The sequence below is a fragment of the Amycolatopsis lurida genome, assembly GCF_900105055.1.
GTDB lineage: Bacteria > Actinomycetota > Actinomycetes > Mycobacteriales > Pseudonocardiaceae > Amycolatopsis > Amycolatopsis lurida.
Map to the genome: position 1 here is coordinate 6,702,920 of NZ_FNTA01000004.1, position 23,426 is coordinate 6,726,345.

General features: G+C 68.7%; 22 protein-coding genes. 10 read left to right on the plus strand and 12 right to left on the minus strand.

The window, feature by feature from the left end; genetic code table 11:
• The first annotated feature begins 25 nt into the window (after window positions 1-25).
• From BLW75_RS36840 to BLW75_RS36855, 4 genes are all read left to right on the plus strand, one after another.
• Entirely contained in the window at window positions 26-1,207 is a 1,182-nt protein-coding gene (locus BLW75_RS36840; RefSeq protein WP_034310965.1) for a cysteine desulfurase-like protein, read from the plus strand.
• A gap of 157 nt (window positions 1,208-1,364) precedes the next feature.
• Window positions 1,365-1,877 (plus strand): hypothetical protein, encoded by a 513-nt coding sequence (locus BLW75_RS36845; protein WP_034310967.1) that lies wholly within the window; start codon window positions 1,365-1,367, stop codon window positions 1,875-1,877.
• Between the two features lie 135 nt (window positions 1,878-2,012).
• Window positions 2,013-2,840, plus strand: a complete 828-nt coding sequence (locus BLW75_RS36850; protein ID WP_034311194.1) for a poly(ethylene terephthalate) hydrolase family protein — start codon at window positions 2,013-2,015, stop codon at window positions 2,838-2,840.
• A 69-nt stretch (window positions 2,841-2,909) separates the two neighbouring features.
• Window positions 2,910-3,464 (plus strand): cysteine hydrolase family protein, encoded by a 555-nt coding sequence (locus BLW75_RS36855; RefSeq protein WP_034310971.1) that lies wholly within the window; start codon window positions 2,910-2,912, stop codon window positions 3,462-3,464.
• Window positions 3,465-3,470: 6 nt separating this feature from the next.
• Here BLW75_RS36855 and BLW75_RS36860 read toward each other — a convergent pair whose 3' ends face one another.
• Window positions 3,471-4,907 carry a PP2C family protein-serine/threonine phosphatase gene (locus BLW75_RS36860; RefSeq protein ID WP_034310972.1) on the minus strand — a complete coding sequence of 479 codons (1,437 nt, stop codon included), beginning with the start codon at window positions 4,905-4,907 and terminating at the stop codon, window positions 3,471-3,473.
• Window positions 4,908-5,255: 348 nt separating this feature from the next.
• Between BLW75_RS36860 and BLW75_RS36865 the strand changes: the two genes are divergently transcribed.
• On the plus strand, window positions 5,256-6,080 hold the full coding sequence (locus BLW75_RS36865; RefSeq protein WP_395766749.1) for a GAF and ANTAR domain-containing protein: 825 nt from the start codon (window positions 5,256-5,258) through the stop codon (window positions 6,078-6,080).
• Window positions 6,081-6,107: 27 nt separating this feature from the next.
• Window positions 6,108-6,971: an alpha/beta fold hydrolase gene (locus BLW75_RS36870; protein ID WP_034311199.1), complete on the plus strand. Its 864-nt coding sequence runs from the start codon at window positions 6,108-6,110 to the stop codon at window positions 6,969-6,971.
• A gap of 37 nt (window positions 6,972-7,008) precedes the next feature.
• On the opposite strand, the gene BLW75_RS36875 is transcribed toward BLW75_RS36870, so the two are convergent.
• The 5 genes from BLW75_RS36875 to BLW75_RS36895 all read right to left on the minus strand — a co-directional run bounded on the left by BLW75_RS36875 (window position 7,009) and on the right by BLW75_RS36895 (window position 10,747).
• Window positions 7,009-7,350 carry a hypothetical protein gene (locus BLW75_RS36875; RefSeq protein WP_034310975.1) on the minus strand — a complete coding sequence of 114 codons (342 nt, stop codon included), beginning with the start codon at window positions 7,348-7,350 and terminating at the stop codon, window positions 7,009-7,011.
• 164 nt (window positions 7,351-7,514) lie between these two features.
• Window positions 7,515-9,050 carry an alkaline phosphatase D family protein gene (locus BLW75_RS36880; protein WP_034310978.1) on the minus strand — a complete coding sequence of 512 codons (1,536 nt, stop codon included), beginning with the start codon at window positions 9,048-9,050 and terminating at the stop codon, window positions 7,515-7,517.
• A gap of 83 nt (window positions 9,051-9,133) precedes the next feature.
• On the minus strand, window positions 9,134-10,096 hold the full coding sequence (locus BLW75_RS36885; protein WP_034310980.1) for an NAD(P)-dependent alcohol dehydrogenase: 963 nt from the start codon (window positions 10,094-10,096) through the stop codon (window positions 9,134-9,136).
• Window positions 10,097-10,103: 7 nt separating this feature from the next.
• Window positions 10,104-10,325 (minus strand): helix-turn-helix transcriptional regulator, encoded by a 222-nt coding sequence (locus BLW75_RS36890; protein ID WP_034310983.1) that lies wholly within the window; start codon window positions 10,323-10,325, stop codon window positions 10,104-10,106.
• Window positions 10,319-10,747 (minus strand): hypothetical protein, encoded by a 429-nt coding sequence (locus BLW75_RS36895; protein ID WP_034310987.1) that lies wholly within the window; start codon window positions 10,745-10,747, stop codon window positions 10,319-10,321. The genes BLW75_RS36890 and BLW75_RS36895 overlap by 7 nt, the downstream gene beginning before the upstream one ends.
• Before the next feature lie 108 nt (window positions 10,748-10,855).
• Here BLW75_RS36895 and BLW75_RS36900 point away from each other — a divergent pair, with 108 nt between their 5' ends.
• A complete protein-coding gene (locus tag BLW75_RS36900; protein ID WP_034310990.1) occupies window positions 10,856-11,752 on the plus strand; it encodes an LLM class flavin-dependent oxidoreductase in 897 nt (298 codons plus the stop codon).
• A gap of 58 nt (window positions 11,753-11,810) precedes the next feature.
• On the opposite strand, the gene BLW75_RS36905 is transcribed toward BLW75_RS36900, so the two are convergent.
• Window positions 11,811-12,197, minus strand: coding sequence for a MarR family winged helix-turn-helix transcriptional regulator (locus BLW75_RS36905; RefSeq protein WP_034311200.1), 387 nt, complete (start codon window positions 12,195-12,197; stop codon window positions 11,811-11,813).
• 86 nt (window positions 12,198-12,283) lie between these two features.
• On the opposite strand from BLW75_RS36905, the gene BLW75_RS36910 reads away from it, so the two are divergent.
• The gene (locus tag BLW75_RS36910; protein ID WP_034310992.1) at window positions 12,284-13,741 is read left to right on the plus strand and encodes an MFS transporter; all 1,458 of its coding nucleotides are present in this window, start codon (window positions 12,284-12,286) and stop codon (window positions 13,739-13,741) included.
• A gap of 52 nt (window positions 13,742-13,793) precedes the next feature.
• Here BLW75_RS36910 and BLW75_RS36915 read toward each other — a convergent pair whose 3' ends face one another.
• Window positions 13,794-15,044 (minus strand): cytochrome P450, encoded by a 1,251-nt coding sequence (locus BLW75_RS36915; protein ID WP_034310994.1) that lies wholly within the window; start codon window positions 15,042-15,044, stop codon window positions 13,794-13,796.
• 48 nt (window positions 15,045-15,092) lie between these two features.
• Between BLW75_RS36915 and BLW75_RS36920 the strand changes: the two genes are divergently transcribed.
• Window positions 15,093-15,824, plus strand: coding sequence for an alpha/beta fold hydrolase (locus BLW75_RS36920; RefSeq protein WP_034310997.1), 732 nt, complete (start codon window positions 15,093-15,095; stop codon window positions 15,822-15,824).
• On the opposite strand, the gene pdxR is transcribed toward BLW75_RS36920, so the two are convergent.
• The 3 genes from pdxR to BLW75_RS36940 all read right to left on the minus strand — a co-directional run bounded on the left by pdxR (window position 15,821) and on the right by BLW75_RS36940 (window position 22,101).
• Window positions 15,821-17,257: a MocR-like pyridoxine biosynthesis transcription factor PdxR gene (gene pdxR, locus BLW75_RS36925; protein ID WP_034311000.1), complete on the minus strand. Its 1,437-nt coding sequence runs from the start codon at window positions 17,255-17,257 to the stop codon at window positions 15,821-15,823. The two genes, BLW75_RS36920 and pdxR, sit on opposite strands and share 4 nt — an antisense overlap.
• Before the next feature lie 12 nt (window positions 17,258-17,269).
• Entirely contained in the window at window positions 17,270-20,878 is a 3,609-nt protein-coding gene (gene metH / locus BLW75_RS36930) for a methionine synthase (protein ID WP_034311003.1), read from the minus strand.
• Between the two features lie 545 nt (window positions 20,879-21,423).
• The gene (locus BLW75_RS36940; protein WP_034311006.1) at window positions 21,424-22,101 is read right to left on the minus strand and encodes a peptidylprolyl isomerase; all 678 of its coding nucleotides are present in this window, start codon (window positions 22,099-22,101) and stop codon (window positions 21,424-21,426) included.
• 381 nt (window positions 22,102-22,482) lie between these two features.
• On the opposite strand from BLW75_RS36940, the gene BLW75_RS36945 reads away from it, so the two are divergent.
• Window positions 22,483-23,085: a hypothetical protein gene (locus tag BLW75_RS36945; RefSeq protein WP_034311008.1), complete on the plus strand. Its 603-nt coding sequence runs from the start codon at window positions 22,483-22,485 to the stop codon at window positions 23,083-23,085.
• 12 nt (window positions 23,086-23,097) lie between these two features.
• Here the strand turns inward: BLW75_RS36945 and BLW75_RS36950 are convergent, their stop codons facing one another.
• Window positions 23,098-23,367, minus strand: a complete 270-nt coding sequence (locus BLW75_RS36950; RefSeq protein ID WP_034311011.1) for a DUF2631 domain-containing protein — start codon at window positions 23,365-23,367, stop codon at window positions 23,098-23,100.
• Window positions 23,368-23,426: the final 59 nt, after the last annotated feature.

Consider the following 23,426-nt stretch of genomic DNA (forward strand, 5'->3'; position numbering starts at 1 on the left):
CTCGCCGAATGTCAGAGTCGAGGACATGGCCATCGACGTCGCCGCCCTCCGGCTCCACTTCCCTTCCCTCGCCGACGGAACCGCCTTCTTCGACGGACCGGCGGGTACCCAGACACCCCGCCCCGTCGCCGACGCCATCGTCCGGACACTCGTCGGGCCACTGTCGAACCGGGGCAAGGTCAGCCCGTCCGAACTGAACGCGGAGAACGCCGTCGCGGCGTTCCGATCCGCCTATGCCGACTTCCTCGGCGTGCCCGCCGAAGGTGTCGTCCACGGCCGCAGCGCCACCCAGCTGACGTACGACTTTTCCCGGCACCTGGCCAAAGGCTGGCGTGAGGGAGACGAGATCGTCGTCAGCCGTCTCGATCACGACGCGAACGTCCGGCCGTGGGTCCAGGCCGCGGAGCGAGCCGGGGTGACCGTCCGCTGGCTCGACATCGATCCTCGGAACACCGAACTCGACCTCGATTCCCTGGTCCTCACCGAAAGGACGAAGCTGGTCGCGGTCACGGCGGCTTCGAACGTCCTCGGCACGAAGCCGCCGATCCGCCGGATCGCCGATCTCGCCCACGAGGCCGGGGCGCTGGTGTTCGTCGACGGAGTGCACTACGCAGCCCACGACCTGGTGGACGTTCCCGCGCTGGGAGCGGATTTCTTCGTCTGCTCGCCGTACAAGTTCCTCGGCCCGCACTGCGGGGTGCTCGGCGCGGCACCGGCCCTCCTGGAAACCGTCGAGCCGGACAAGCTCGTGCCGTCGCCCGGCACCGTCCCGGAGCGGTTCGAATTCGGGACGCTGCCTTACGAAACGCTCGCGGGCGCGACGGCGGCCGTGGACTTCCTCGCCGCACTCGACCCGGGATCGGCCGGTTCGCGACGGGACCGGCTGGCGAACTCGATGAACTCGGTGCACGAGCACGAAAACCTGCTGCGCACCAGGCTGGAGAAGGGGCTGGGCGACGCCGTCACCGTCCATGGCAAGGCCGCCGACCGGACGCCGACCGTCCTGATGAGTCTCGGCGGCCGCGAGCGCGAGGCGCAAAAGTATCTCGCCGAGAGGAATGTCGTCGCACCGGCAGGGTCCTTCTACGCCTACGAAGTCTTCGCGGCCTTGAAGCTGGAGGACCCCGCGCTCCGCGTCGGGATGGCCCCGTACACCAGTACGGAGGACGTCGACAGGCTGTTGGACGGGCTTTCGACGTTCGGGTGAAGACCACAGTGGACAGTGCGTGCCTGACGGAGCGCGGCCGCAACGGCACCTGAGACCCGTAACTCGAACAGGTTGGATTTCCGCGCCGCCGCCGCCGGGAGCCGTATTGCCGTTCGCTCATGATCGACAACGGGAGGTTCGCGATGCGTTCCGGTCGGTGGCCGCTTCAGTCCTTCTCGGTTGCGCGCTGTGCGTGGCACCCGCGGCACTCGGGGCCGGGGCGCGGTCGCTCGCGATCCAGCCCTGCCCCGAGGTCAACGATCCGCCCGGCTACAAGATCTCGAACGGCGCCAAGGCCTGGATGAAGACGAACCTGCGCAGCGACTACCTGCGCGGGCCGGGGACGATCACCTACAACAAGACCACGACCTCCTCGGTCAACGCGTCCATCACCGGTACGACCAGTGCCGGGGCGGGCGTCATCTTCGCCAAGGCGAGTGTTTCGCCGGCGGTGAGTGTCGGCGCGAGCTACTCGAAGTCCGATTCCTGGTCCTATGCCGCGACGGTGCCCGCGGGGAAGACGTTGCGGTTGCAGCAGTACAAGGAAGCGCGCTCGTTCACCGTGCAGAAGTACCGGATCGTCCCGCCGTGCAAGGTCAAGTACCTCTGGAAGAAGAACGCGGTCGCGCCGGTCAAGAGCCCCGGTTACCTGTGGCAGCTCATCGGCTGACCCGGTTTGGGGTCGATCACAAGACTCGTTCGCCCGATCTTGTGATCGGCCCCATGGACGTACGGTGACCGTGCCGACACGCTGGGAGGGGCGTCCCGGGCAACGGGGCCCGGACGGAACGGGACGGTGGCCACGATGGGGAAACTTCGCGCACGGATACTGATCGCCGGGATGGTCGCGCTCGCGACCGTGGGTATCACGCCCGCCGCGACGGCCGAGGCCGGCATCGCGAGCCGGTGGAGTGAGCCGGGGCCCTACGCCGTGACCGTCGAAGCGCTCGACAGCGCCCACACCGTGTACCGGCCTTCGCGGCTGGAGAAGCACCCGGTGATCTTGTGGGGCAACGGCACCGGCGCGAACCCGAAGATCTACGACGGTCTGTTGCGGCACCTGGCCTCCCACGGGTTCGTGGTCGCGGCGGCCGACACGCCGAACGCGGGTTCCGGTCAGGAGATGCTGGCCGGGGCCACGACGTTGATCGCCGAGAACTCCCGGCCCGGCAGTCCTTATCAAGGGAAGATCGACACGGCGCACATCGGCGCCACCGGTCACTCCCAGGGCGGCGGCGGGGCGATCGCCGCCGGCGCGGACTCCCGTGTCACCACGACGATCCCGATCGAACCGGGACCGCAGGGCTCGGCCACGGCGCTGAAGGGGCCTTCGTTCTTCTTGGGTGGGCAGTTCGACACCATCGTCGTCCCCGGGCTGCTGGTCATCCCGCGCTACCGCGTCGCGGACCAGGTCCCCGCGATCTACGGCGAACTCGGCGGAGCGACCCATTTCACGCCCGTCGGCGACGGAGGCGGGTTCCGCGGCGCGATCACGGCGTGGTTCCGGTTCTGGCTTTCCGGTGACGAGCGGGCCCGGGCTGAATTCTTCGGCGCTTCCTGCGGATTGTGCCGGGACGGGGCGTGGTCCGACGTCCGGCGCAACGCGAAGGCGCTGGCCGTTCCGGGAGCTTGATCGCCGGATCTTGTCGGTGGCCGGGGTTAAGGTCTGCCACAGCAGCCTGACCTGGAGGGAACCCCCGCGATGACCACTCTCACCGACCGGCCGAACACCGCGCTCCTGGTCGTCGACGTCCAGAACGGCGTCGTCGACGAGGCCTACGAGCGTGATTCCGTGGTCGCGAACATCGGCGCTCTCGTCGGCAGGGCGCGAAGGGAAGACGTGCCGGTCGTGTGGGTGCAGCATTCCGACGAAGAACTCGTGCGAGGCAGCGAGGAGTGGCGCATCGTCGGCGAGCTGGACCGTGCCGAGTCCGAGCCTCTCGTCGAAAAGTCCTACGGGGACTCGTTCGAGGACACCGATCTGGAGAAGGTGCTGGCCGAGCGCGGTGTCGGGCGGCTGGTGGTCGCCGGGGCGGAGACCGACGCCTGCATCCGTTCGACACTGCACGGCGCGATGGTCCGCGGGTACGACGTGACGCTGGTCGGTGACGCGCACACGACCTTCGACAAAACGGAGTGGGGTGCGCCCACGCCGGAGCAGGTCATCGCGCACACGAACCTGTACTGGCGGCACCAGGTCGCGCCGGGCCGGAAGGGAGGAACGGTCAAGACCGAAGACGTCGTTTTCCGCGGCTGAGCCGCTTCACCGCGTGCCCGGCCAGCGGGCGATCAGCAGTCCGGCGTCGCCTGGGAAGCCGTTGCGGCAGTGGGACTTCGCCGCATCGAGCACACGACGGACGATTTCCGGCGGTACCTGACCGGCGCTGGCGTCCAGGCTGTCGGCGAGCGCGAATCGTTCACCGTCGGCGGTGCGCGCTTCCGTGAGGCCTTCGGTGTGCAGGACAAGGAGATCTCCGGCCTGGAGGCGGGAGGCCTCGATACGCCGGGAGCCTCCGTCGCCGAACGGGGGGCGCCGTGCACTGTCCACTGTGGTCGGTTCGGGTCCGGTGCCGAGCACGAGTGGTGGTTCCCCGCCCGCTTCGAGATGGCGCAGCGCGCCCTGAGTGAGGTCCACTTCGGCCAGTGTGCCGCGGACCGTGGTGCCGTCACCGAACTGTGCCGAAAGCGCTTTGTCGACAGCGTGCTCCTGGCCGCGCAGATCCTGGCCCTCGCGGCGGGCGGATCGGTAGGCCGAGAGCGCCGCCGACACCACCAGGCCCGAGGAAACGGTGTCCCGGCCCGCGTCGAAGATCGCCAGCCAGGCCGTCGTGTCGGAAAGGGCGTAGTCGAAGGTCACTCCGCGAACGTCGTAGGCGGGCTCGATGCCGCCCGCCACCACGAAGTCGGCCGTCGCCGCCGTCAACGGGGGCAGGTTCTGCCAAAGCAGCTCGGTGGTGGGGCCGCGCCGTCTCCGGCGCCGGGTCGTGTCGAGGCCGTCGCCGTAGCGCATCGCGGCGGCGATGAGGTGGCCGGACAGCGATGCGAACCACTGGCACTGGGTGCGCAGGGCGGGGTCGTGAAGGTCGGCGTCCGCGGCGGCCCCGATCTCGAGCACGCCCATCCGCTCGTCGCCGTCCAGGAGGGCGGTCCACAACCGCGGCCCGTTCGGCTCCTCGGTCAGCACGGTGCCGGCGTGCCGATAGGCCTGTCCGGCGGTACTTGCCTCGATGGGCAGCGGCGTCCGGTCGGGCGCGGACTCGGCGGGAAGGGGGTGGAGCTGTCGCTGCTCGTAGTCGGCGAGATAGACCGTCAGCTCCAGGTCCAGCGCCCGGCCCGCGGCGGCGATGATCGCGGGCAGCCGCTCGGGTGAGACCCGCTGGGCGCCGTCGAGGAGTCCCACCAACGCGGCCAGAAGACCACGAGGACGGCTGTCGTCCCCGACGTCGCGGCTGTACGGTGCCCGTCGCGCGCCGGAAAGCTCGTCGAGCCGCTCGTTGACCGCGTGGGCCACCATGTCCCGCTGGATTCTGGGCAGGGGGAGCACGCCCCGCAAGTAGGCCGCCAAATCGACTTCGCTGACATCGCCACCCAGTGCGAAGTACCTCAGCCACAGTTGCTCCATGGTGAGCCCGCTGCGCGCGAAACATTCGGCGACGACCCTTCGCTGCTCCGCGGCCTGGAGCGAGGACACAGTGATCACCCCCGGGGGTTCTCGGCGACACCGGGCCGGGTACCACCTCCGTCCGCCGTGAAACACGAACCGGAGCCCGACGGGCCGGTGCGGGATTACGCCAGGTGGCCGAACCGGTCGTCACCAGTGCGCCCGGAAGGGCGATCGGGCACGGGCTGAACGTGGGTCGCGGTAGGCCGGGTGATCGCATTCGGCTAAGGTCGGTGTCCGAAAGCGGTTCTGAGCGTTGAGAAGTTAGCGCCGATCCGCCGGTAACCGGGTTGGTTGCGGCGGTTGATGGTGCGCGCTCGGCGCCGGTTCCCGCCGGTGACTCCCGTGGTGCATCACGCCGATGTGCAGAAGTGGGAGAGGCGGGCTTTGGCCGATGAATTCGACTGGCAGCAGGACAAGAACCGATTCGTCGAGGATGTCGGCGACGGCGACCTGCCGGTGACCTCCGAAAGCGGCGCCCGGCTCATCGCCGGGCCACTTGTCACCCAGTTCGTAGCCCTGACCAGGGCGTTGCTGGATTCCGGTTCGATCGCGGCGGTGCTCGAACGGGTGGTCTTCGCGACGCGTGACCTGGTGCCGGGCGCGGATCTGGTCAGCGTCACCCTCCTCGACCCCGACGGAGGGTTCCACACGCCGGTGCGGACCGACGAGATCGCCGGCGAACTGGATCAGCTTCAGTACCAGTACGGCGAGGGCGCTTGCGTTGAAGCGGCGCGGATTTCGGGGCCGGCGGCGGCGTTCAGCGACAATCTCGCGGAGGACGCTCGATGGCCGCGGTTCGGTCCTGCCGCCGCGGCGCTCGGGTTCCACTCGCTGGTCTCGACCGCCCTCTTGCCGGAAGCGTCGAGTTCGCAGCTTTCCGGCGCGCTGAACGTCTACTCGCGAAGCCCGCACGGCATCGCCAAGGCCGACCGTGACGTGCTGCTGCTTCTGGCGACGCACGCGTCACTGGCCCTGGCGACGACACACGCGGTCACACGTGGCCAGCTCCAGGAGGAGCAGCTTCAGCAGGCGCTCGACAGCCGCGACGCGATCGGGCAGGCCAAGGGCATCCTGATGGCGCGGCGCGGGATCGACGCCGCGGAGGCGTTCGAGGTGCTGCGGCACACGTCGCAGAACATGAACGTCAAACTCCGGGAGCTGGCGGAGATGCTGTCCAAACGACATGCGGAACTGCAGCTGCCGGACTGAGCGGTGGCCGCCACTACGATCGCGATCATGGGTTTCGGCGAGCTGGAGTTGTCGCGGACGTTCGAGTGGCGTGGCCGTTCGGTGGCCTGGGAACGCCTCGGCGAAGGCGCCCCGGTGGTGCTGTGCCACGGGACACCGTGGTCGGCGCAACTGTGGGCGCCTTTCGCGAGAGCGCTCAGCGCGGAGTTCGCCGTCCATGTCTGGGACATGCCGGGATACGGCCGTTCGTCGAAGGATCCCGGCCATGCCGTCGATCTCGGGACACAGGGTGAGCTGTTCGCCGACCTGCTCGAGTATTGGGGGCTGACTGCCCCGCATGTGATCGCCCACGACTACGGCGGGGCCGTTTCTCTGCGCGCGAAGCTGCTGCATGGCGCGGAGTACGCCTCGCTCGCCCTGGTGGACGTCGTCGCGCTGCGGCCGTGGGGTTCGGAATTCTTCCGGCTCGTCGCGGAGAACGCCGAGGTCTTCCAGGCGCAGCCCCCGGTGGTGCACCGGGGAGCGCTGGAGTCCTACATCGGGACGGCCTCCCATCGTGGTCTCACCGGCGCGCAGCTGGCCACGCTGACCGGGCCTTGGCTGGACGCGGAGGGACAACGCGCCTTCTACCGGCAAATCGCCGAGGCCGACGTCCGGTACACCGACGAGATCCAGGACCGTTATCCGGAACTGGCGCTGCCGGTGAAGGTGATCTGGGGCGCCGATGACACGTGGATCCCGGTGGACCGGGCGAGGCGCCTCGCCGACGCGATTCCCGGTGCCCTCCTGGACGTCATTCCCGGCGCCGGGCATTTGATCCAGTACGACGCGCCGGTCGAACTGGCCTTTTCCCTGCATCGGTGGCTCACCGCGGAAGTGGGCCGGTGGGGACCTGCCGGGAGCGGACGCTGAACCGCGCCGTCAAGATCGACATCGAGTCATTCGGATATCAGAATTCGTCTACGTGATATCCGGCCACGTATGCGCTCGAAAGCAGGGCGCCGTGACATTCCGCTGTCGACGGCCCGAAACCGATCGGGACCCAATGTCCGACGGTGTACCAATAGGAGGATCCGGACGCGCAGTGGGCGACCACCCGGTAGGTCTCCGAGTGTCTCGGCAGCGCGAAGCAGGTCAGGGAAATGCCCTCGCCGAAGAGGATTCCGTAGCGATCACCGTTGCATCCGTAGGGTGGGAACCGGCCTTCGGTCGCCGCGGAGGCCGGCGTGGCGGCCAGGAATACGGCCGCCGAAAAGGCGGCCATGACTAAAGCGGCGATTTTCTTCTTCATCGAATTCTCCCGCGGCTCGTTCCCAATGGAATGCCAAGGTTAGCCGCACGGAAGAATTGTCGTGAATTCATCGGGCAGGTGAAACGAGAACGCGTGCGGTGAACCGCGCTGCTCCGAAAGAGCGTCGCCCGCCCCTCTTCTGAGTTCGCGGCTCCCCTTTTGGCCTAGCGCCGCCGGTACTGCGCCGGAGACGTGATGGTCGACCGGTCCTCGTACGACCCGGGCCTGCCGCGGTCGACGTGGAACGTCGTCAGGGTGCTCACCGGGGAACGCGGGTCGCGCCGGTCGCCGATCACACGCATATGCGTGCTCCAGCGGCGCGGGGTGACCTCGTAGACGTCGTAGCCGTACCGGTTGCCCTCGAAGTACTTGAGGTGCGGGTTCGCCGCGCCCATCTTCGGCCCGTTCGTGGCGTTCCACTCGGGGGAGTAGGCGCCGGAGGAGACCGAATGCGCGGTGAACTCCGTGCCGATCACCGGGGTGGCCGGATCCGCGAAGTCCGGGCGGATGTCGTCGACGAAGGCGGAATGCCAGTCGCCGGTGATCACCACGAGGTCTTCGAGGCCGCTCTGGGCCACGTGGGTCAGCACTTCCTTGCGTTCGGCGAGGAAGCCGTCCCATTGGTCCGTGAACATGTAGCCACCGCCGGGCTTCGCGAGCTGGCTCAGCATGATCGAGTTCACCCAGCAGTGCCACGCCTCGCCCGCCCCGGTCACCTGGTCCTTGAGCCAGGCCTTCTGATCCGTGCCGAGGATGGTGCCGTCGGGCAGGTTCTGCGCCGACCGGTACTGCCTGAGATCCAAAATGGACAGGTCGAGGAGATCGCCCCAGTGGCGCTGCCGGTGGATCCTCGGTGTCGAGGGGTGGTCGGGACGCACCGGCATGTGCTCGAACCAGGCCTGGTACGCCGCCGAGCGCCGGGCTCGCAACGACGGGGTGGTGCCGCTGTAGTCGTTGACGACCTCGTGATCGTCCCAGGTGATGAACCAGGGGTGGGCGGCGTGGGCGTCCCGGAGGGAGGGGTCGGATTTGTAGAGCGCGTGCCGCCGCCGGTACGCCGGCAGGGTGAGCACCTCGGGTCCTTCGTGATCGCGCAGCGGATTCCCGCCGACCTGACCGTGCTCGTAGACGTAGTCACCAAGGTGGACGACGAAATCCAGCTCCTCTCGCGCGATCCCGGCGTGCGCCGCGTAGAACCCGTCGTGGAAGGCCTGGCAGTTCGCCGAAGCGAACCGCACCCGCCGGACCGGCCCGATCGGCGCGGTACGGGTGCGGCCGATCCGGCTGACCTTGCCGAGCGCGTGGAAGCGGTAGTAGTACTGCGAACCCGGCTCCAGCCCGGACACCGGGACGTGGACGCTGTGACCGAGCCCGGCGGTGGCGGCCGTCGTCCCGCGCGCCACGCGGCGGCGGAACCCGCGGTCGGTGGCGACCTCCCAGGCGACCTCGACGGTGTCGTCCAGCGGCTGCTCGAACTCCATCGGCTTCGGCGCGAGCCTGGTCCAGAGCACGACGCCGTACGGAACCGGGTCGCCGGACGCGACGCCGAGGGTGAACGGCGCTTCGTCCCAGGTCGCGCCCAGCGCCGCCGCGGCCTCCTCGGCCTGCGCGACCGTCATCCGCGAACTCAACGGCCAAGCCAGCCCCAGCGCACCGGCGGTGGCGGCGCCTCGCAACAGGTCGCGGCGGTTGACGGACATCGCTGGTCTCCTCGGCACTCGGCGGATCGCTCTCCGACACCGAACACTGCCAAGATGACCGGAGCCCGACATGGGGGAGAACATCAGACGGTGATGACGACCTTGCCGCGTGCGTGTCCTTCGCGCACGTAACGGATGGCTTCGGGCACCTCGGCCAGCGAGTAGGTCCGGTCGACGACGGGCGTCAGTTTCTCCGCTTCGATGAGCGCCCGCAGCGTCTGGAGATCATCGTGGTTCTCCGTGGAGAACAGGCCGCGGAGCTTGTGCTTCACGAACGGCCCGAGGAGCAGTGCCCGCACATTGCGCCCTACCGCGCCGATCCACTTCCCCTCGCTCTCACCGCCGACGAGGACGAGCGTGCCTTGCGGGGCAAGGGCCTTCCGCAGCGAGGACAGCGGCCGGTTGCCCGCGGTGTCGAGGATGAGGTCGTAGCCGCCGCCGAAGTCCTCGCGGGTGTAGTCGAAAACGCGGTCCGCGCCGAGTGAGCGGACGAGGTCGACCTTGCCCGTGCCGCATACGCCGTCCACCTCGGCACCGAACGCCTTGGCGATCTGCACCGCGAAGGTGCCCACGCCACCGCCGGCGCCGATGACCAGGACCTTCTGCCGGGGCGCGACCCGGCCTTTGTCCCGAAGCGCTTGGAGCGCGGTGAAAGCGGAGATGGGAACGGCCGCCGCTTCGTCGAAGCCGAGCCGCTCGGGCTTCCGGGCGATCTTGTCCACTGTGGTCAGTGCGCACTCGGCGAAGGCGCCTTGGCAGGTGCCGAAAACCTCGTCGCCCGGCCGGAATCGCGTCACGCCGTCCCCGACGGCGTGCACTACGCCGGCGAAGTCGAGGCCGCGGACTCGGGCCTTCGGTCTCCGTACGCCGAAACCCATCAGGCGCACCAGATACGGCGTGCCCTCCATGAGGTGCCAGACCCCGGGATCGACCGCCGCCGCCCGGATCCGCACGACCACGCCGTCCGGTCCGGCTTCGGGTTCGGGAAGGTCGGTCAGGGTCAGCACATCGGTGGAGCCGTACTCGTTCTGGGCGATCGCCTTCACGGCGGCCTCATTCCTGGTCTGGGTACTGGAAAACGTCGTCGAGCCCGACGCCGAACACCCTGGCGATCCGGAAGGCCAGCTCCAAGGACGGCGAGTAGCGGCCCTGTTCGATGGCGATCACGGTCTGGCGGGTGACGTCGATCCGGTCCGCGAGTTCCGCTTGGGTCATCTCACCCTTTGCGAACCGCAGGGCGCGGATGGAGTTCGTGACCTTGGTCGGTTTCACCATGCCTGGAATCCCCAGCGGTAGGCGGCGATCTTCGCGATCGAGCCGAGCAGGGAGGACAGGACGAAGGCGAGGTACACGGTGTTGGCGATCCAGAAGTGGTCCAGCTCCGCCATCGCCATGACGAGTGCCGCGACCCCGCCGATCACGACGAACGACTGTCCGATGTGCTCACCGAACCGGCCGATCTCGCGGTCGCGCTGGTCCTTGCGTCCCGCGTCCCGCGGTGCGGCGGCCGCCGCGGCGATGTGCAGCACGATCGAAGCCACGATGGCCGCCCCGACCGTCCACACCAACGCCGCAACGTAAGGGACATCGACGAGCGGGCCGGAGCCCGCCCGGCGGAGGACGACGATCAGGTACGCGGCGTAGCCGAAGACCGTGACCACCACCATGATCCACGCGCGTTTCTCTTCCATTGCCACGAGTCCAAAGGTAAAGAGTTCTAGACATGGTGTCAAATATTCTTTACTTCGACAGGCGAAGGTAGTTCGTGATACAAATAGTGCGTACTACGAACTTAAGGAGTGGTGATGACACTGTTCGGATTCGGGCTCGAAACCGGCGTCGGCGAGGTGGAAGACCTCCTGCGGCACGCCGACCAGGCCGACCGGGCGGGACTCGACCTGGTCAGCCTGTCCGATCACCCGTACTTCGCCGATCGGCTCGACGCCTACGCCGCACTGGGCGTGATCCTCGGCCGGACGTCACGGGTGACGGCCGCGGTCAACGTCACCAACCTGCCGAGCCGTCCCGCCCCGATGCTGGCGAGGACGATCACGTCGCTTTCGGCGCTCTCCGGTGGCCGTGTCGCGCTCGGTATCGGGGCGGGCGGGCTCTGGCAGGAGATCGCCAAACTCGGTATCGAGCACCGCACGCCCGCCGAGGCGGTCCGGGCGATGGGCGAGGCGATCACCCTCATCAAGGCGCTTTCCGGTGGTGGAGCACCGGTGACCTTCGAGGGTGAGTTCTACTCCGTCGACGGGTTGGTCCCGGCGGCCGCGCCCGCGCCCCCGGTCTGGACGGGCGCTGTGGGGCCCAAATCCCTGGCGGTGACCGGAAAGCTGGCGGACGGCTGGATTCCCGGGCACGCCGCGGACTGGCTCAGCCCGCGGTTCGCCGAATCCCGTCCGGTGATCGACCAGGCCGCCGTCGACGCGGGCCGCGACCCTGGCGAGATCGCCACCATCTACAACTTCCCTGGCCGTATCACGGAGAGGCCCACGCCGTCGCCGCGTGACGGCGACGGGCGGTGGATCGGTGGTTCGCCGGAGCAGTGGGTCGAGGAACTGGTTCCGGCGGTGCGCGACCACGGCGCCGCGGGGTTCATCTACTTCCCGGTCGAAGACGGGACCACGACCGACAGCGCGCTCGGCCGCTGGGGGAACGAGGTCGTCCCGGCGATCCGCGAGGAACTCGCCCGGAATTGACCGCGGCCGGGGTTGACTCGGCACAGTGTCGCGGGCAACTGTGCGTGGAAGCTTGAGCTCAGGCGTCGACGGCGAGGGTTTCTTCGAGGGTCGCCCGATGTGTCGGCTTCGCCTCTTTGTAGCGACGGCGACCCTCGTCGGTCACGACGACGAAGATCCCGCGCCGGTCCGACTCGCAGAGCGCGCGCTGGACGAGTCCTTCGCGCTCGAGGCGGGCGACGAGTCGCGAGGTGGCGCTCTGGCTCAGGTGGACGACCTCGGTCAGATCGGCCGCGCGGCATTTGCCGACCACGCAGTTCACCAGTCGTTCCAGGGCTTCGAACTCGGTGACGCCGAGGCCGTGGCGCTCCTGGAGGCGGCACTCGAGCCGCCCGAAGACCGCCGCGTGCCGGGCGGACAGTTCATGCCACTCCCGCAACAGGTCTTGTTCGGCGACGTCGCTCACGCGGTCCAAGATAGCATGCACGTGAATTTTATGCAAAGTCATTAAATGCACTTGCATTAGATGCGCGTGCATGTACTGTACGGATCATGAGTTCTTCCGTGCAGCTGTCCACCAGCTCGACAAGGTGGGACGCGCGCCTCTGGGGTGTCCTGGTCACTGTGTCCGTCGTCGTGGGCCTCGACGCGCTCGACGTGTCGATGGTCGCCGTCGCCCTCCCGTCCATCCAGGCCGAACTCGGCCTCTCCACCGGTGCCCTGCAATGGATCATCAGCGCCTACGTGCTCGGCTACGGCGGCCTGCTGCTCCTCGGCGGGCGCACCGCCGACCTGCTCGGCAGGCGCCGCGTCTTCCTCGTCGCCGTCGCGGTCTTCGCGCTCGCCTCCCTGCTCGGCGGTCTCGTCGACGACGGCGCGCTGCTGATCGCCACCCGCTTCATCAAGGGGCTGGCCGCCGCGTTCACCGCACCGGCCGCGTTGTCCATCATCACCACGACCTTCCACGAAGGCCCCGCCCGCAACCGGGCGATCAGCATCTTCGCCGTCTTCGGCGCCAGCGGTTACTCCGCGGGCCTCGTCTTCTCCGGCCTGCTCACCGAGGTGGGCTGGCGCTGGACGTTCCTGCTGCCGGTGCCGATCGCGCTCGCCGCGCTGGTCGCCGCGATCAAGCTGATCCCGTCCTACTCGCCGCAGACCGGTGGCGGCTACGACTTCCCGGGCGCGATCACCGGTGCCGCCGGTTCGCTCCTGCTGGTCTTCGCCGTGGTCGAGGCGCCGGAAATCGGCTGGGCCGCACCGCGGACGCTGATCTCGTTCGCCCTCGCGCTCGCCCTGCTCGCCACCTTCGTGTTCATCGAGAAGCGCAGCAAGCACCCGCTGCTCCGCCTCGGCATCCTGCGTTCCGGCCCGCTGGCCCGCGCCAACCTCGGCGGCGCGACGTTCTTCGGCGCCTACATCGGTTTCCAGTTCGTCGTCATGCTGTACCTGCAGACCGTGCTGGGCTGGTCCGCGCTCCAGACCGCGCTCGGTTTCCTGCCCGCCGCGCTGATCGTGGCCTTCGGTTCGCCCAGGATCGAGCCGCTGATCGACCGGCTCGGCACCCCGCGCACGATCCTCGCCGGTGTCGTCGCCCACGTCATCGGGTACGCGCTGTTCCTGCGCATCGACGAGAGTTCCAGCTACGCCGGTTCGGTGCTGCCGAGCATGATCCTGCTGGGCATCGGCTTCATGCTGGCGTTCTCCTCGCTGAACATCCAGGCGACCAACGGCATCTCCGACGACGAGCAGGGGCTCGCCGGCGGGCTGCTGAACACGTCGATCCAGGTCGGCGGCGCGATCGGCCTCGCCGTGGTGACCGCGGTCCTGACCGGCAACTCCGGTGGTGCCACCGGACCGGCCGCGCTGCTGAACGGGCTGGCGCCCGCGCTCACCGTGGTCACCGGCATCGCCGTGATCAGTGTCCTGGTGGCGCTCTCCGGAATCGTCGGCCTGCGCAAGGCCGAAGCCCGCTCCACCGTCGCCGAACCGGAGTTCGCCGCGGCCGAATGACCAGGGGGTGATGGGCCCCTTCCCGCGCTCGGGGGCGGGAAGGGGCTCGTCGCTACCAGCGGATCGGCAGCGATTTCAGCCCGTTCTGGAAGTTCGACCGCAAGCGCACCGGTTCCCCGGCGGGTTCGACCTCGCCGAGCAGGTCCAGTACCGCTTCGAACATCGCGCGCAGCTGCACCCTGGCGAGCTGGGCGCCGAGGCAGAAATGCGGGCCGTGCCCGAAGGTCAGGTGATCGTTGGGCGTGCGGCCGATGTCGAAGCGGTCCGGATCCTCGAAAACGGTCTCGTCGCGGTTCGCGGCGGAGAACCAGACGACCACCTTCTCGCCGGCGCGGATGTCCACATCGGACAGAATGACGTCCTCGGTCGCGGTCCGGCGGAAGTGCATCACCGGACACCACCAGCGCCGCATCTCTTCCACCGCACCGGGAAGCAGGGAACGGTCGGCGAGCAGCCGCCGGTACTGATCCGGATGCGACAACAGCGCCAGCATGCCGCCGGGGATGCCGTTGCGCAACGTTTCGTTGCCCGCCACGGAAAACAGCCAGAACAGGTTCTCGAACTCGGCGATCGAGACCCGGCCACCGTCTTCCACGTGACCCATCAGGTTGCTCATCACGTCATCGCCGGGATGCCGGCGTTTGTGCTCGCCGAGCGCGGTGGCGTACGCGTAGAGATCCGGCATCCCCGCGCGGGTACGCGGATCGGGCATCGACCCGTCCGGCCCCGGAACCGGCCGGACCGCCAGCGCCGCCCGCGCGAGATCGGTGACCTCGTCCGCCTCGACGGTCGCGCTCACCGCGTAGTCGGCGTCCTGATAGCCGATCACGCGATTGCTCCAGTCGTACATCAGCCGCCGGTCCTGTTCGGGTATCCCGAAGACCTCGGCGAGTGTCAGTAGCGGGAGATCGGCGGCGACCGCGGCGAAGTCGCACTCGCCGTCCGCGCGGACCCCGGCGATCAGTTCCCGCGCCCAGCCCTGGATCCGCTCGGTCAGCCTGCCGACCGCGCGCGGCGTGAACGCCTTGGTGAGCAGGCCCCGCAGCCGGGCGTGCTCGGGCGGATCCATGTTGAGCATCATCCGGCGGACGTACCCGAGGTCCTGCTCGGTCGCCGGGTCCCGGATCTGCGTCCCGCCCAGCCGCGACGAGAACAGCTTCGGGTTCTTCAGCACGTGTTTGACGTCGGAATGCCGCAGCACGGCCCAGAAATCGTCGACGCGCACGACCGGTGACCCCCGGCGCAGCGACGCGAGGTGCTCGTACGGCACGCCCCGGGTGTATACGTCCGGATCGGTGATCACGGCGTCGACACTAGCCCGCGGAAGGGGGACTGCGGAAAGATCCGTCCGGTGGACACGCTGAAGATGCGCACCGCCGGAACCGAAGGCCCCGCCGTGCTCCTGCTGCACGGCCTCGGCGCGACAGGAGCGGTCTGGGAGGGCCTCATGGCGCAGCCGGGATATCGCTGGCTGGCGCCGGATCTGCCTGGTCACGGGGGATCGCCCCGGTTGCCGCACTACTCGTTCGGCGGACTGGCCGCGGCGGTCGCCGACGCGCTCCCGGAGCGCGGTCCGGTACTGGTGGTCGGCCATTCGCTGGGCGGTGTGGTCGGGCTCGCGCTGGCCTCCGGCTGGTTCGGGGTGAAGGTCGCCGGGTTGCTCGCGGTCGGCGTCAAGGTCGAATGGAGCGAAGCCGACCTGGCGCGGGCGGCCGCCATGGCCGCCAAGCCGCCGCGAGTGTTCCCATCCCGTGAGGACGCCGAACGCGGCTTCCTCAAGATCGCCGGCCTGGTCGGCATCGCCGACGCGGATCCCGACGGGGTGGTCGAGACCGAAGGTGGCTGGCGGTTGGCACTGGACCCTCGCGCGTTCGCCGTAGGGGCTCCGGACATGCGCGGACTGCTCGGCGCGGCACGCTGCCCGGTCGTCCTCGCGGCGGGTGAGCACGACTCCATGAGCCGCCCCGAGCAGCTTCGCGCACTCAGCTCTTTCACCGTCGAGTTCCCCGGACTGGGCCACAACGCGCACGTCGAAGACCCGTCCGCGCTCCTGCCCTTCCCCCGGCAGTTCGTCGGTCGCTAACGCCGGAGCTCGCCAAGGACCGCGATGCCCTCGGCGATGTCGCTCGCCGGGCTCGCCCCGTAACCGAGGACGAGCCCCGGATTCATCGGGCGCTGACAGTGCCACGACAGCGGCTGCACCTTCACACCCTGCTCCAGCGCGGCGGCGGCGAAATCGAGGTCGGAGAACTCCGCGTCGAAGGTGATCGTCAGGTGCAGCCCGGCGGCGGCGCCGTGCACCACGGCGTCCGGGAGATGAGTTCGGAGCGCGTCGATCATCGCGTCCCGGCGGCGGCGATGCCGTTTGCGCACGAACCGCAGCTGCCGCTCCATCTCGCCGGACTCCATCAGATGCGCGAGCACCAGCTGCGGGAGGACGGCGTTGCCCAGGTCGGCGAACCGTTTGGCCGCGACCACCTCGTCCCGGTACCGCGACGGAACCAGCATCCAGCCCACTCGGAGCGCGGGCGCGAGCCACTTCGACACGCTGCCCGCGTAGCAGACCTGCTCGGCGAGCATGGAGCGCAACGCGGGGACGGGCGGACGGTCGTAGCGGTGCTCGGCGTCGTAGTCGTCCTCGATGATCAGCCCGCCGTCCGCGGCCCAGCGCATGAGCTCGCGACGGCGTTCCCCGCCGAGCACGACACCGGTCGGGAACTGGTGCGCGGGCGTGAGCAGCACGGCGGGCGCGCCGCTGCGCACGAGCTCGGCGACGTCGACTCCCTCGTCGTCGACGCGGATCGGCGGCGTCGCCAGCCGCCGGTCGTGCAGATGCTGCCGCGCGCCCAGCGAACTCGGATCCTCGACCGCGATCTCGGAGATCCCGGTGTCGCACAGCACCTGGGCCAGCAGGCCGAGGCCCTGCGCGACACCGGCGACGATCAGCACGTCGTCGGCGTCGGCGGTGATGCCCCGGGTGCGGGCGATCCAGTGCGCGATCGCGAGCCGCAACGCGGGCGCGCCTCGCGGGTCGCCGTAGCCGAAATCCGCCGCCGAGAGGTTGTTGAGCACGGTGCGTTCGGCGCGGAGCCAGGCCGTTCGCGGGAACGCCGTCAGATCCGGCACGCCGGGGGACAGGTCGATCCTCGCCGGAGTCGACCGCAGCGAGTCGAAGACGCCGATTCCCGGCGCGGGCCGGAAGATCGTGCCCGCGGACGGGGGACCGGGCGTCGTCTGCTCCTTCGTCCGGGCCGGCGCCGCGACGACCACCGTGCCCGCGCGGCCACGTCCGGCGACATGACCGTCCTCGACGAGCCGCTGGTAGGCCTCGGTGACCACACCGCGGGAGACCCGCAGGTCCGCGGCCAGCGCCCTGGTCGCGGGCAGCCTGCTGCCGACCGGCAGGCGGCCGTCGGAGATGGCGTGCCGCAACCGCGACGCCAGCCAGTCCGACCGGCGCCCCGGTGGTGCGTCCCCGATGTCCAGCTGCAGGAAGTCCGAGCCTTCGGCAGTCACCTGATCATTGTGTCATTCGGGCTCGTAGGCGAGGTTCGGTCGCAGCCACTGCTCCATAGTGGACAGTTCTAGGCCTCGGCGGGCGGCGTAGTCCTCGACCTGGTCCTTGCCGAGCCGTCCGACGGTGAAGTACCTCGAATCGGGGTGGGCGAAGATCAGCCCGCTGACGCTCGCCGCCGGCGTCATCGCGAACGACTCGGTCAACCCCATCCCGAGCCGGTCGGAATCGAGCAGTTCGAACAGCTCCTGCTTCTCGCTGTGATCCGGGCTGGCCGGGTAACCCAGCGCCGGGCGGATGCCGCGGAACCTTTCGGCGTGCAGATCCTCCAGCTTCGGATCGGCGTCCGGCTCGAACCAGTCCCGTCGCGCCTTGAGGTGAAGGTACTCGGCGAACGCCTCGGCGAGCCGGTCCGCGAGCGCCTTCACCATGATGGCGCGGTAGTCGTCCTGCTTCGCCTCGAACTCGGCCGCGAAGTCCTCGGCACCGAGGATGGTGACCGCGAAGCCGCCGAGATGGTCGCCCGCGCCGGCCGGGGCGATGTAGTCCGCCAGGCAGCGGTTGGGCCGCGACAGCGGTTTCTTGGTCTGCTGGCGCAGCATCGGGAACTTGACGCCCGACTCGAGGATGATGTCGTCGCCCTCGGAGTGCGCCGGCCAGAACGCGTACGCGCCCTTCGCCTGGAACCGCTCCTCGGCGATGATCTGGTCCATCAGGGTGTTCGCGTCGTCGAACAGCTCCCTGGCCACCGGGTTGTTCAGGATCGCCGGGTACTTGCCCTTCAGCTCCCACGCCAGGAACAGGAAGGTCCAGTCGATCATCTCGCGCAGCTCGGTGAGCGACGGCGAGAAGTACCGGACGCCGGTGAACGCGGGCGTCGGGATGTCGTCGAAGGACACCTTCTCCGGGTTGGCCCTCGCCTCCTCGACCGTCAGCAACGGCGTCCGCTGCTTGTTCGCGTGCTGCACGCGCAGCTCTTCCTGATCCTCGCGGTTCTTCTTGTCGAGGACCTCGGCACGGTCCGCGTCGAGCAGGTCACCGACGACGCCGACGACGCGGGAGGCGTCCAGGACGTGCACGGTCGTGTGCTCGTACGCGGGCGCGATGCGGACCGCGGTGTGCTGGCGCGACGTGGTCGCGCCGCCGATCAGCAGCGGCAGCTTCAGCCCGCGCCGCTCCATCTCGGCGGCGACGTTGACCATCTCGTCCAGTGACGGCGTGATCAGGCCCGAGAGCCCGATGGCGTCGGCGCCTTCCGAGACGGCGGTGTCCAGGATGACCGAAGCCGGGACCATCACGCCGAGGTCGATCACCTCGTAGTTGTTGCAGCCCAGTACGACGCCGACGATGTTCTTGCCGATGTCGTGCACGTCGCCCTTGACCGTCGCCAGGACGACCTTTCCGTTGCCCTGGCGGGTTTCGATCCGGCCTTCGAGGCGAGCCTTCTCCTTCTCGGCCTCCATGAACGGTTCGAGGTAGGCCACCGACCGCTTCATCACGCGCGCGCTCTTGACCACCTGCGGCAGGAACATCTTTCCGGAGCCGAACAGGTCGCCGACGATCTTCATGCCGTCCATGAGGGGGCCTTCGATGACCTCCAGCGGCTTCGGCAGCTTCTGGCGCGCTTCCTCGGTGTCCTCTTCGATGTAGTCGACGATGCCGTGCACCAGCGCGTGGCTGAGCCGTGCCTCGACGGTGTTGTCGCGCCAGGAAAGGTCGACCGTGCGCTGGGTTCCCTTGCCGTTGACCGTTTCCGCGAACGTGACCAGCCTGTCGGTGGCGTCCTCGCGGCGGTCGAAGAGCACGTCCTCGACCAGCTCCAGCAGGTCCTTGGGGATGTCTTCGTAGACCGCGAGCTGCCCGGCGTTGACGATGCCCATGTCCAGCCCGGCGCGCACCGCGTGCAGCAGGAAGGCCGAGTGCATCGCCTCGCGCACGACGTTGTTGCCGCGGAAGGAGAAGGAGAGGTTCGAGATACCACCGCTGATGTGCACGCCGGGGCAGCGTTCCTTGATCCGCGGCAGCGCGTCGATGAACGCCTTGGCGTACCCGTTGTGCTCGGAGATGCCGGTCGCGACCGCGAGCACGTTCGGGTCGAAGATGATGTCCTCGGCGACGAAACCCGCCTGCTGGGTCAGCAGATCGTAGGCGCGGGCGCAGATCTCGACCTTCCGGTCGGCGGTGTCGGCCTGGCCCTGTTCGTCGAAGGCCATCACGACCACGCCCGCGCCGTAGTCGCGGATGCGCCGGGCCTGCTGGAGGAACTGCTCCTCGCCCTCCTTGAGGCTGATGGAGTTGACGACTCCCTTGCCCTGCACGCACTTCAGCCCGGCTTCGAGGACCGTCCAGCGCGAGCTGTCGATCATGATCGGCAGCCGGGCGACCTCGGGTTCGGTGGCGATGAGGTTCAGGAACGTCGTCATCGCCTTTTCGCTGTCGAGCAGGTCGGCGTCCATGTTGACGTCCAGCAGGTTCGCCCCGCCGCGGACCTGCTCCAGCGCGACGTCGACGGCGGCCTGGTGGTCGTCGGCCTCGATCAGCTTGCGGAACTTGGCGGATCCGGTGACGTTGGTCCGCTCGCCGATCATGACGAACCCGGTGTCCTTGCCGATTTCGAACGGCTCGAGCCCGCTGAACCGGGTGTGCGGCTTCGGCGCCGGGACGTTCCGCGGCGTCATCCCGCGGACGGCGTCCGCGATCTCCTTGATGTGCGCGGGGGTCGTACCGCAGCAGCCGCCGACGACGTTGACCATGCCGGCCGTGGCGAAGTCGCCGAGCAGCCCGCCGGTCTCTTCGGGCGTCTGGTCGTACCCGCCGAACGCGTTCGGCAGGCCGGCGTTGGGGTGACAGGCGGTGTACGTGCCCGCGAGACGGGAGAGTTCGGCGATATGCGGGCGCATCTCCTCCGCGCCCAGCGAACAGTTGACGCCGACGAGCAGCGGATCCGCGTGCTCGATGGAGCTCCAGAACGCTTCGACCGTCTGCCCGGACAGCGTCCGGCCGCTGAGGTCGACGATCGTCACCGAGATCCACAGCGGCAGATGCGGTGCGACGTCGCGCGCGGCGGCGATCGCGGCCTTGCAGTTGAGCGTGTCGAAGATCGTCTCGACGAGCAGCAGGTCCACGCCGCCCTCGGCGAGCGCCTTGATCTGGTCGGCGTACGCGGCGTACACCTCGTCGAAGGTGACCGCGCGGAACGCGGGGTCCTCGACCTTGGGTGACAGCGACAACGTGACGTTCAGCGGCCCGACCGATCCGGCGACGAACTTCCCGCCCGCCGCGTCCGCCGCCTCGCGGGCGATCTGGGCGCCGCGGAGGTTCATCTCGTACGCGAGGTGCTCGAGCCCGTAGTCCGCCTGGCCGATGGTGGTGGCGGTGAACGTGTTCGTCGTGGTGATGTCCGCGCCGGCGTCCAGATACTGGCGGTGGATGTCGAGTACGACGTCCGGCCTGGTGATGTTCAGCAGGTCGGGGTCGCCAGTGATGTCACGGGGGTGGTCCTGGAACCGCTCGGTGCGGTAGTCCTCGGGCTTGAGGCCGGCGTTCTGGAGCATCGACCCCCACGCCCCGTCAAGCACGACGATGCGCTCATCCAGCAGCTTTCGCAGGGCGGTCGTTTTCATCCAGCGCTCCTCCCATGTCGTGGGAGGCGCCCTTGCGGTGAAGTCCGGGGCCGAGCGTGGCGGACCCGGCGGTCCGTTGCAGCGCCTCTCGACCTTGGCGTCCAGACTACCGGATCAGGACAAGCGCACTTCGCCTGAATTGCTCTCCCGCTGGCCGGCGCGGGTTCGGCATTCCCGCATTGTGGGATAGGGCGTGGTCACGATCCTGCGGCCGACGTCGATCGCGGGTGAGCATCCGGGACGTGAGGCTTCCGTTGGCAGGGGCGGATTCCGGCAGGAGGCCGATGTTCTTTCGCGGTGAGGCGAACCGCGGCGCGATCACGCGTTCATGCTGAACGTGACGCCGACTCGTCCTTCCGGAACGTCGCCGTGGTCGGGGATCCACTGGCCGGCGGGTGAAGCTGACCGGCAGCCGCGGAAGGCCGCCAAGGCCACGGAACAGGCGGCGTCGATCAAATCCCCATGCCGCCGCTGAAGTGCTCGGACCGCTTTCTCCGTCCGCCGCCTGCCGAACCAGGTCACGAATGTCTCGTTCCCTGAACGGCTCAGAAACCGACGGTCGCCTTCTGGATCTTCACCGGCTTCGCGGGCAGCCCGTCGGCAGGGCCGTTGGGATCCGTCGGGATGATGCCGTTCGCCACGATCCGGTCGAGAACCTCCATGCCCCGCACGACCTTGCCCATCACCGAGTAGTTCTTCGGGATGTTCGCGAACGAGTGCACGATGAAGAACTCGCTGCCGTTGGTGCCGGGGCCTTGGTTGCCCATGGCGATGGTGCCGCGTTCGTAGGTCTCGGTGCCGTCGACCTCGTCCGGGAACTTGTAGCCCGGCCCGCCCTTCTCGGCTTCGTAGATGTCGCCGCACTGAAGGACGCCGAGGCGCGACGAGTTCGTCAGGCGCCAGCACTGGCTGCGGTCGTAAAAGCGCTGCAGCGCCAGGTTGGCCAGATTGTGGACAGCGCACGGTGCGGCGCCCGCGCGGTTCAGCCGGACGGTCACCGGGCCGTAGTTGAAGCGGAAGGTGACGTCGACGGTGCCGCGGGTCAGCGCGAAGGGGAGCGGGCGCAGCACTGGCCGGGCCGCGGGGTTTTCGGGCGTCGGCGTGAACTCGCAGCGCACGATCGGCAAGGACGCCGAAGACGCGGGCGCGGCGGTGGCCACGCCGGGCAGCACGACGGCGGCGAGAGCGGAAATGACAGCGGTGACACCCCAGCGCAGCTTCATGTGGGGGAACCTAACCCAAAAGGGTGGTCGTGGGGTAGCGCTTCACAGGAGCGCGCTCTCCTGCTTCGGTCGAGCGACCGCGAGTTCGGTCCGTGAAGGCCTCCTTGCCTGAAGGTAGTGAAGGAGGCCTTCACTACCTCGGTGATCACCACAGCCATCTCAGGTGGATCAGCGGCTCTAGGGGCGCCGCGCGAAGGTCCTTGCTCGGCTGAGGAACTCGACTGCCGGCTCCATGAAGTCCTTTCCTTGCGCCTGACGCAAGGAAAGGTGCCTTCATGTACGTCGGGCGGGTGAGGGTGGCGGCGAGACATCGGTCCAGGTGGTCGTGAGTGGCGATTCGGGTTAGAACACGAATCGCCACTCACGACCACCTGGAGCCGCATGTTCACCGCCGCGTACCTCGTCCTTTCCCTCGTCCTGCTTCCACCCACCGAGATCCGGCCAGACCAGGTCGAACACGTCTCCTTGCCGTGCGTCCAGACGGGCGCGTCCGCCGACGACGCGGACACGGCGGGAGCGCTCAATCAGCAACTCGCCACCAAGATGCGCGGCTACATGAACCCCTACAACACTTCGTGCGCCAGAGTGATCGTCGAGACGGTCCAGAGATCGGGGCTCAACGATCGCGCGGCGGCCATCGCGATCGCCACGGTGATCGTCGAATCGAGTATCGCCAACCTCGACGGCGGCCTCGGCGACTCGGTCGGGCTCTTCCAGCAGCGCGCGAGCTGGGGGAGTTTCGAACAGCGGACCGACCCGGTCTGGGCGACCGGCAGGTTCCTCGCCGTGATGCGGCAGTTCTATCCGAACGACTCGTGGAACAACGTCGCCATCGGGGAGGTCGCCGCGGTCGTCCAGCGGCCTGCGGCGAAGTACCGGCATCGCTACGGGGTCGAGGCCGGCGACGCGGTCAAGATCGTCAACGAGCTGTGGACCCAGAACGGCAAATGGCCCCCGTCCTCGAAGGAGAGCGGGGGCCGATGAGCCGTGCGGGAGCTACTTGCGCCAGGCCGTGCGCTGCTTGCGGATGTCCAGCACGAGGCCGAACACGAGCAGCAGGGAGAGGCCGATCAGCCACAGGTTCTCGGTCCAGCCGTGGTGGTTGCCGTACAGCATCACCAGCAGGATGATCGCGCTCAGCCAGCCCGCGATCCGCGTCGCCTTCGGGAAGGAACCGTGCCAGCCCCACTCGGCCGACGGCTCGTCGCGGGGGTCAACGGTGTCGACGCCCACCCGGCCGCGCTTTTCGACCGCCTTGCTCGCCACGATCAACTCCTCAAAACCCGATGGTTCGCTTGCCCGCGAATGATCCCACACCTGGCTGC

What these genes read in the sequence shown, in the direction of transcription:
- BLW75_RS36910 (WP_034310992.1), top strand. Translation starts at nt 12,284, where the DNA reads ATGAGTTCTTCCGTGCAGCTGTCCACCAGCTCGACAAGGTGGGACGCG.
- BLW75_RS36855 (WP_034310971.1), top strand. Translation starts at nt 2,910, where the DNA reads ATGACCACTCTCACCGACCGGCCGAACACCGCGCTCCTGGTCGTCGAC.
- BLW75_RS36850 (WP_034311194.1), top strand. Translation starts at nt 2,013, where the DNA reads ATGGGGAAACTTCGCGCACGGATACTGATCGCCGGGATGGTCGCGCTC.
- BLW75_RS36890 (WP_034310983.1), bottom strand. Translation starts at nt 10,325, where the DNA reads ATGGTGAAACCGACCAAGGTCACGAACTCCATCCGCGCCCTGCGGTTC.
- BLW75_RS36880 (WP_034310978.1), bottom strand. Translation starts at nt 9,050, where the DNA reads ATGTCCGTCAACCGCCGCGACCTGTTGCGAGGCGCCGCCACCGCCGGT.
- BLW75_RS36875 (WP_034310975.1), bottom strand. Translation starts at nt 7,350, where the DNA reads ATGAAGAAGAAAATCGCCGCTTTAGTCATGGCCGCCTTTTCGGCGGCC.
- BLW75_RS36900 (WP_034310990.1), top strand. Translation starts at nt 10,856, where the DNA reads ATGACACTGTTCGGATTCGGGCTCGAAACCGGCGTCGGCGAGGTGGAA.
- BLW75_RS36940 (WP_034311006.1), bottom strand. Translation starts at nt 22,101, where the DNA reads ATGAAGCTGCGCTGGGGTGTCACCGCTGTCATTTCCGCTCTCGCCGCC.
- BLW75_RS36945 (WP_034311008.1), top strand. Translation starts at nt 22,483, where the DNA reads ATGTTCACCGCCGCGTACCTCGTCCTTTCCCTCGTCCTGCTTCCACCC.
- BLW75_RS36870 (WP_034311199.1), top strand. Translation starts at nt 6,108, where the DNA reads ATGGGTTTCGGCGAGCTGGAGTTGTCGCGGACGTTCGAGTGGCGTGGC.
- BLW75_RS36840 (WP_034310965.1), top strand. Translation starts at nt 26, where the DNA reads ATGGCCATCGACGTCGCCGCCCTCCGGCTCCACTTCCCTTCCCTCGCC.
- metH (WP_034311003.1), bottom strand. Translation starts at nt 20,878, where the DNA reads ATGAAAACGACCGCCCTGCGAAAGCTGCTGGATGAGCGCATCGTCGTG.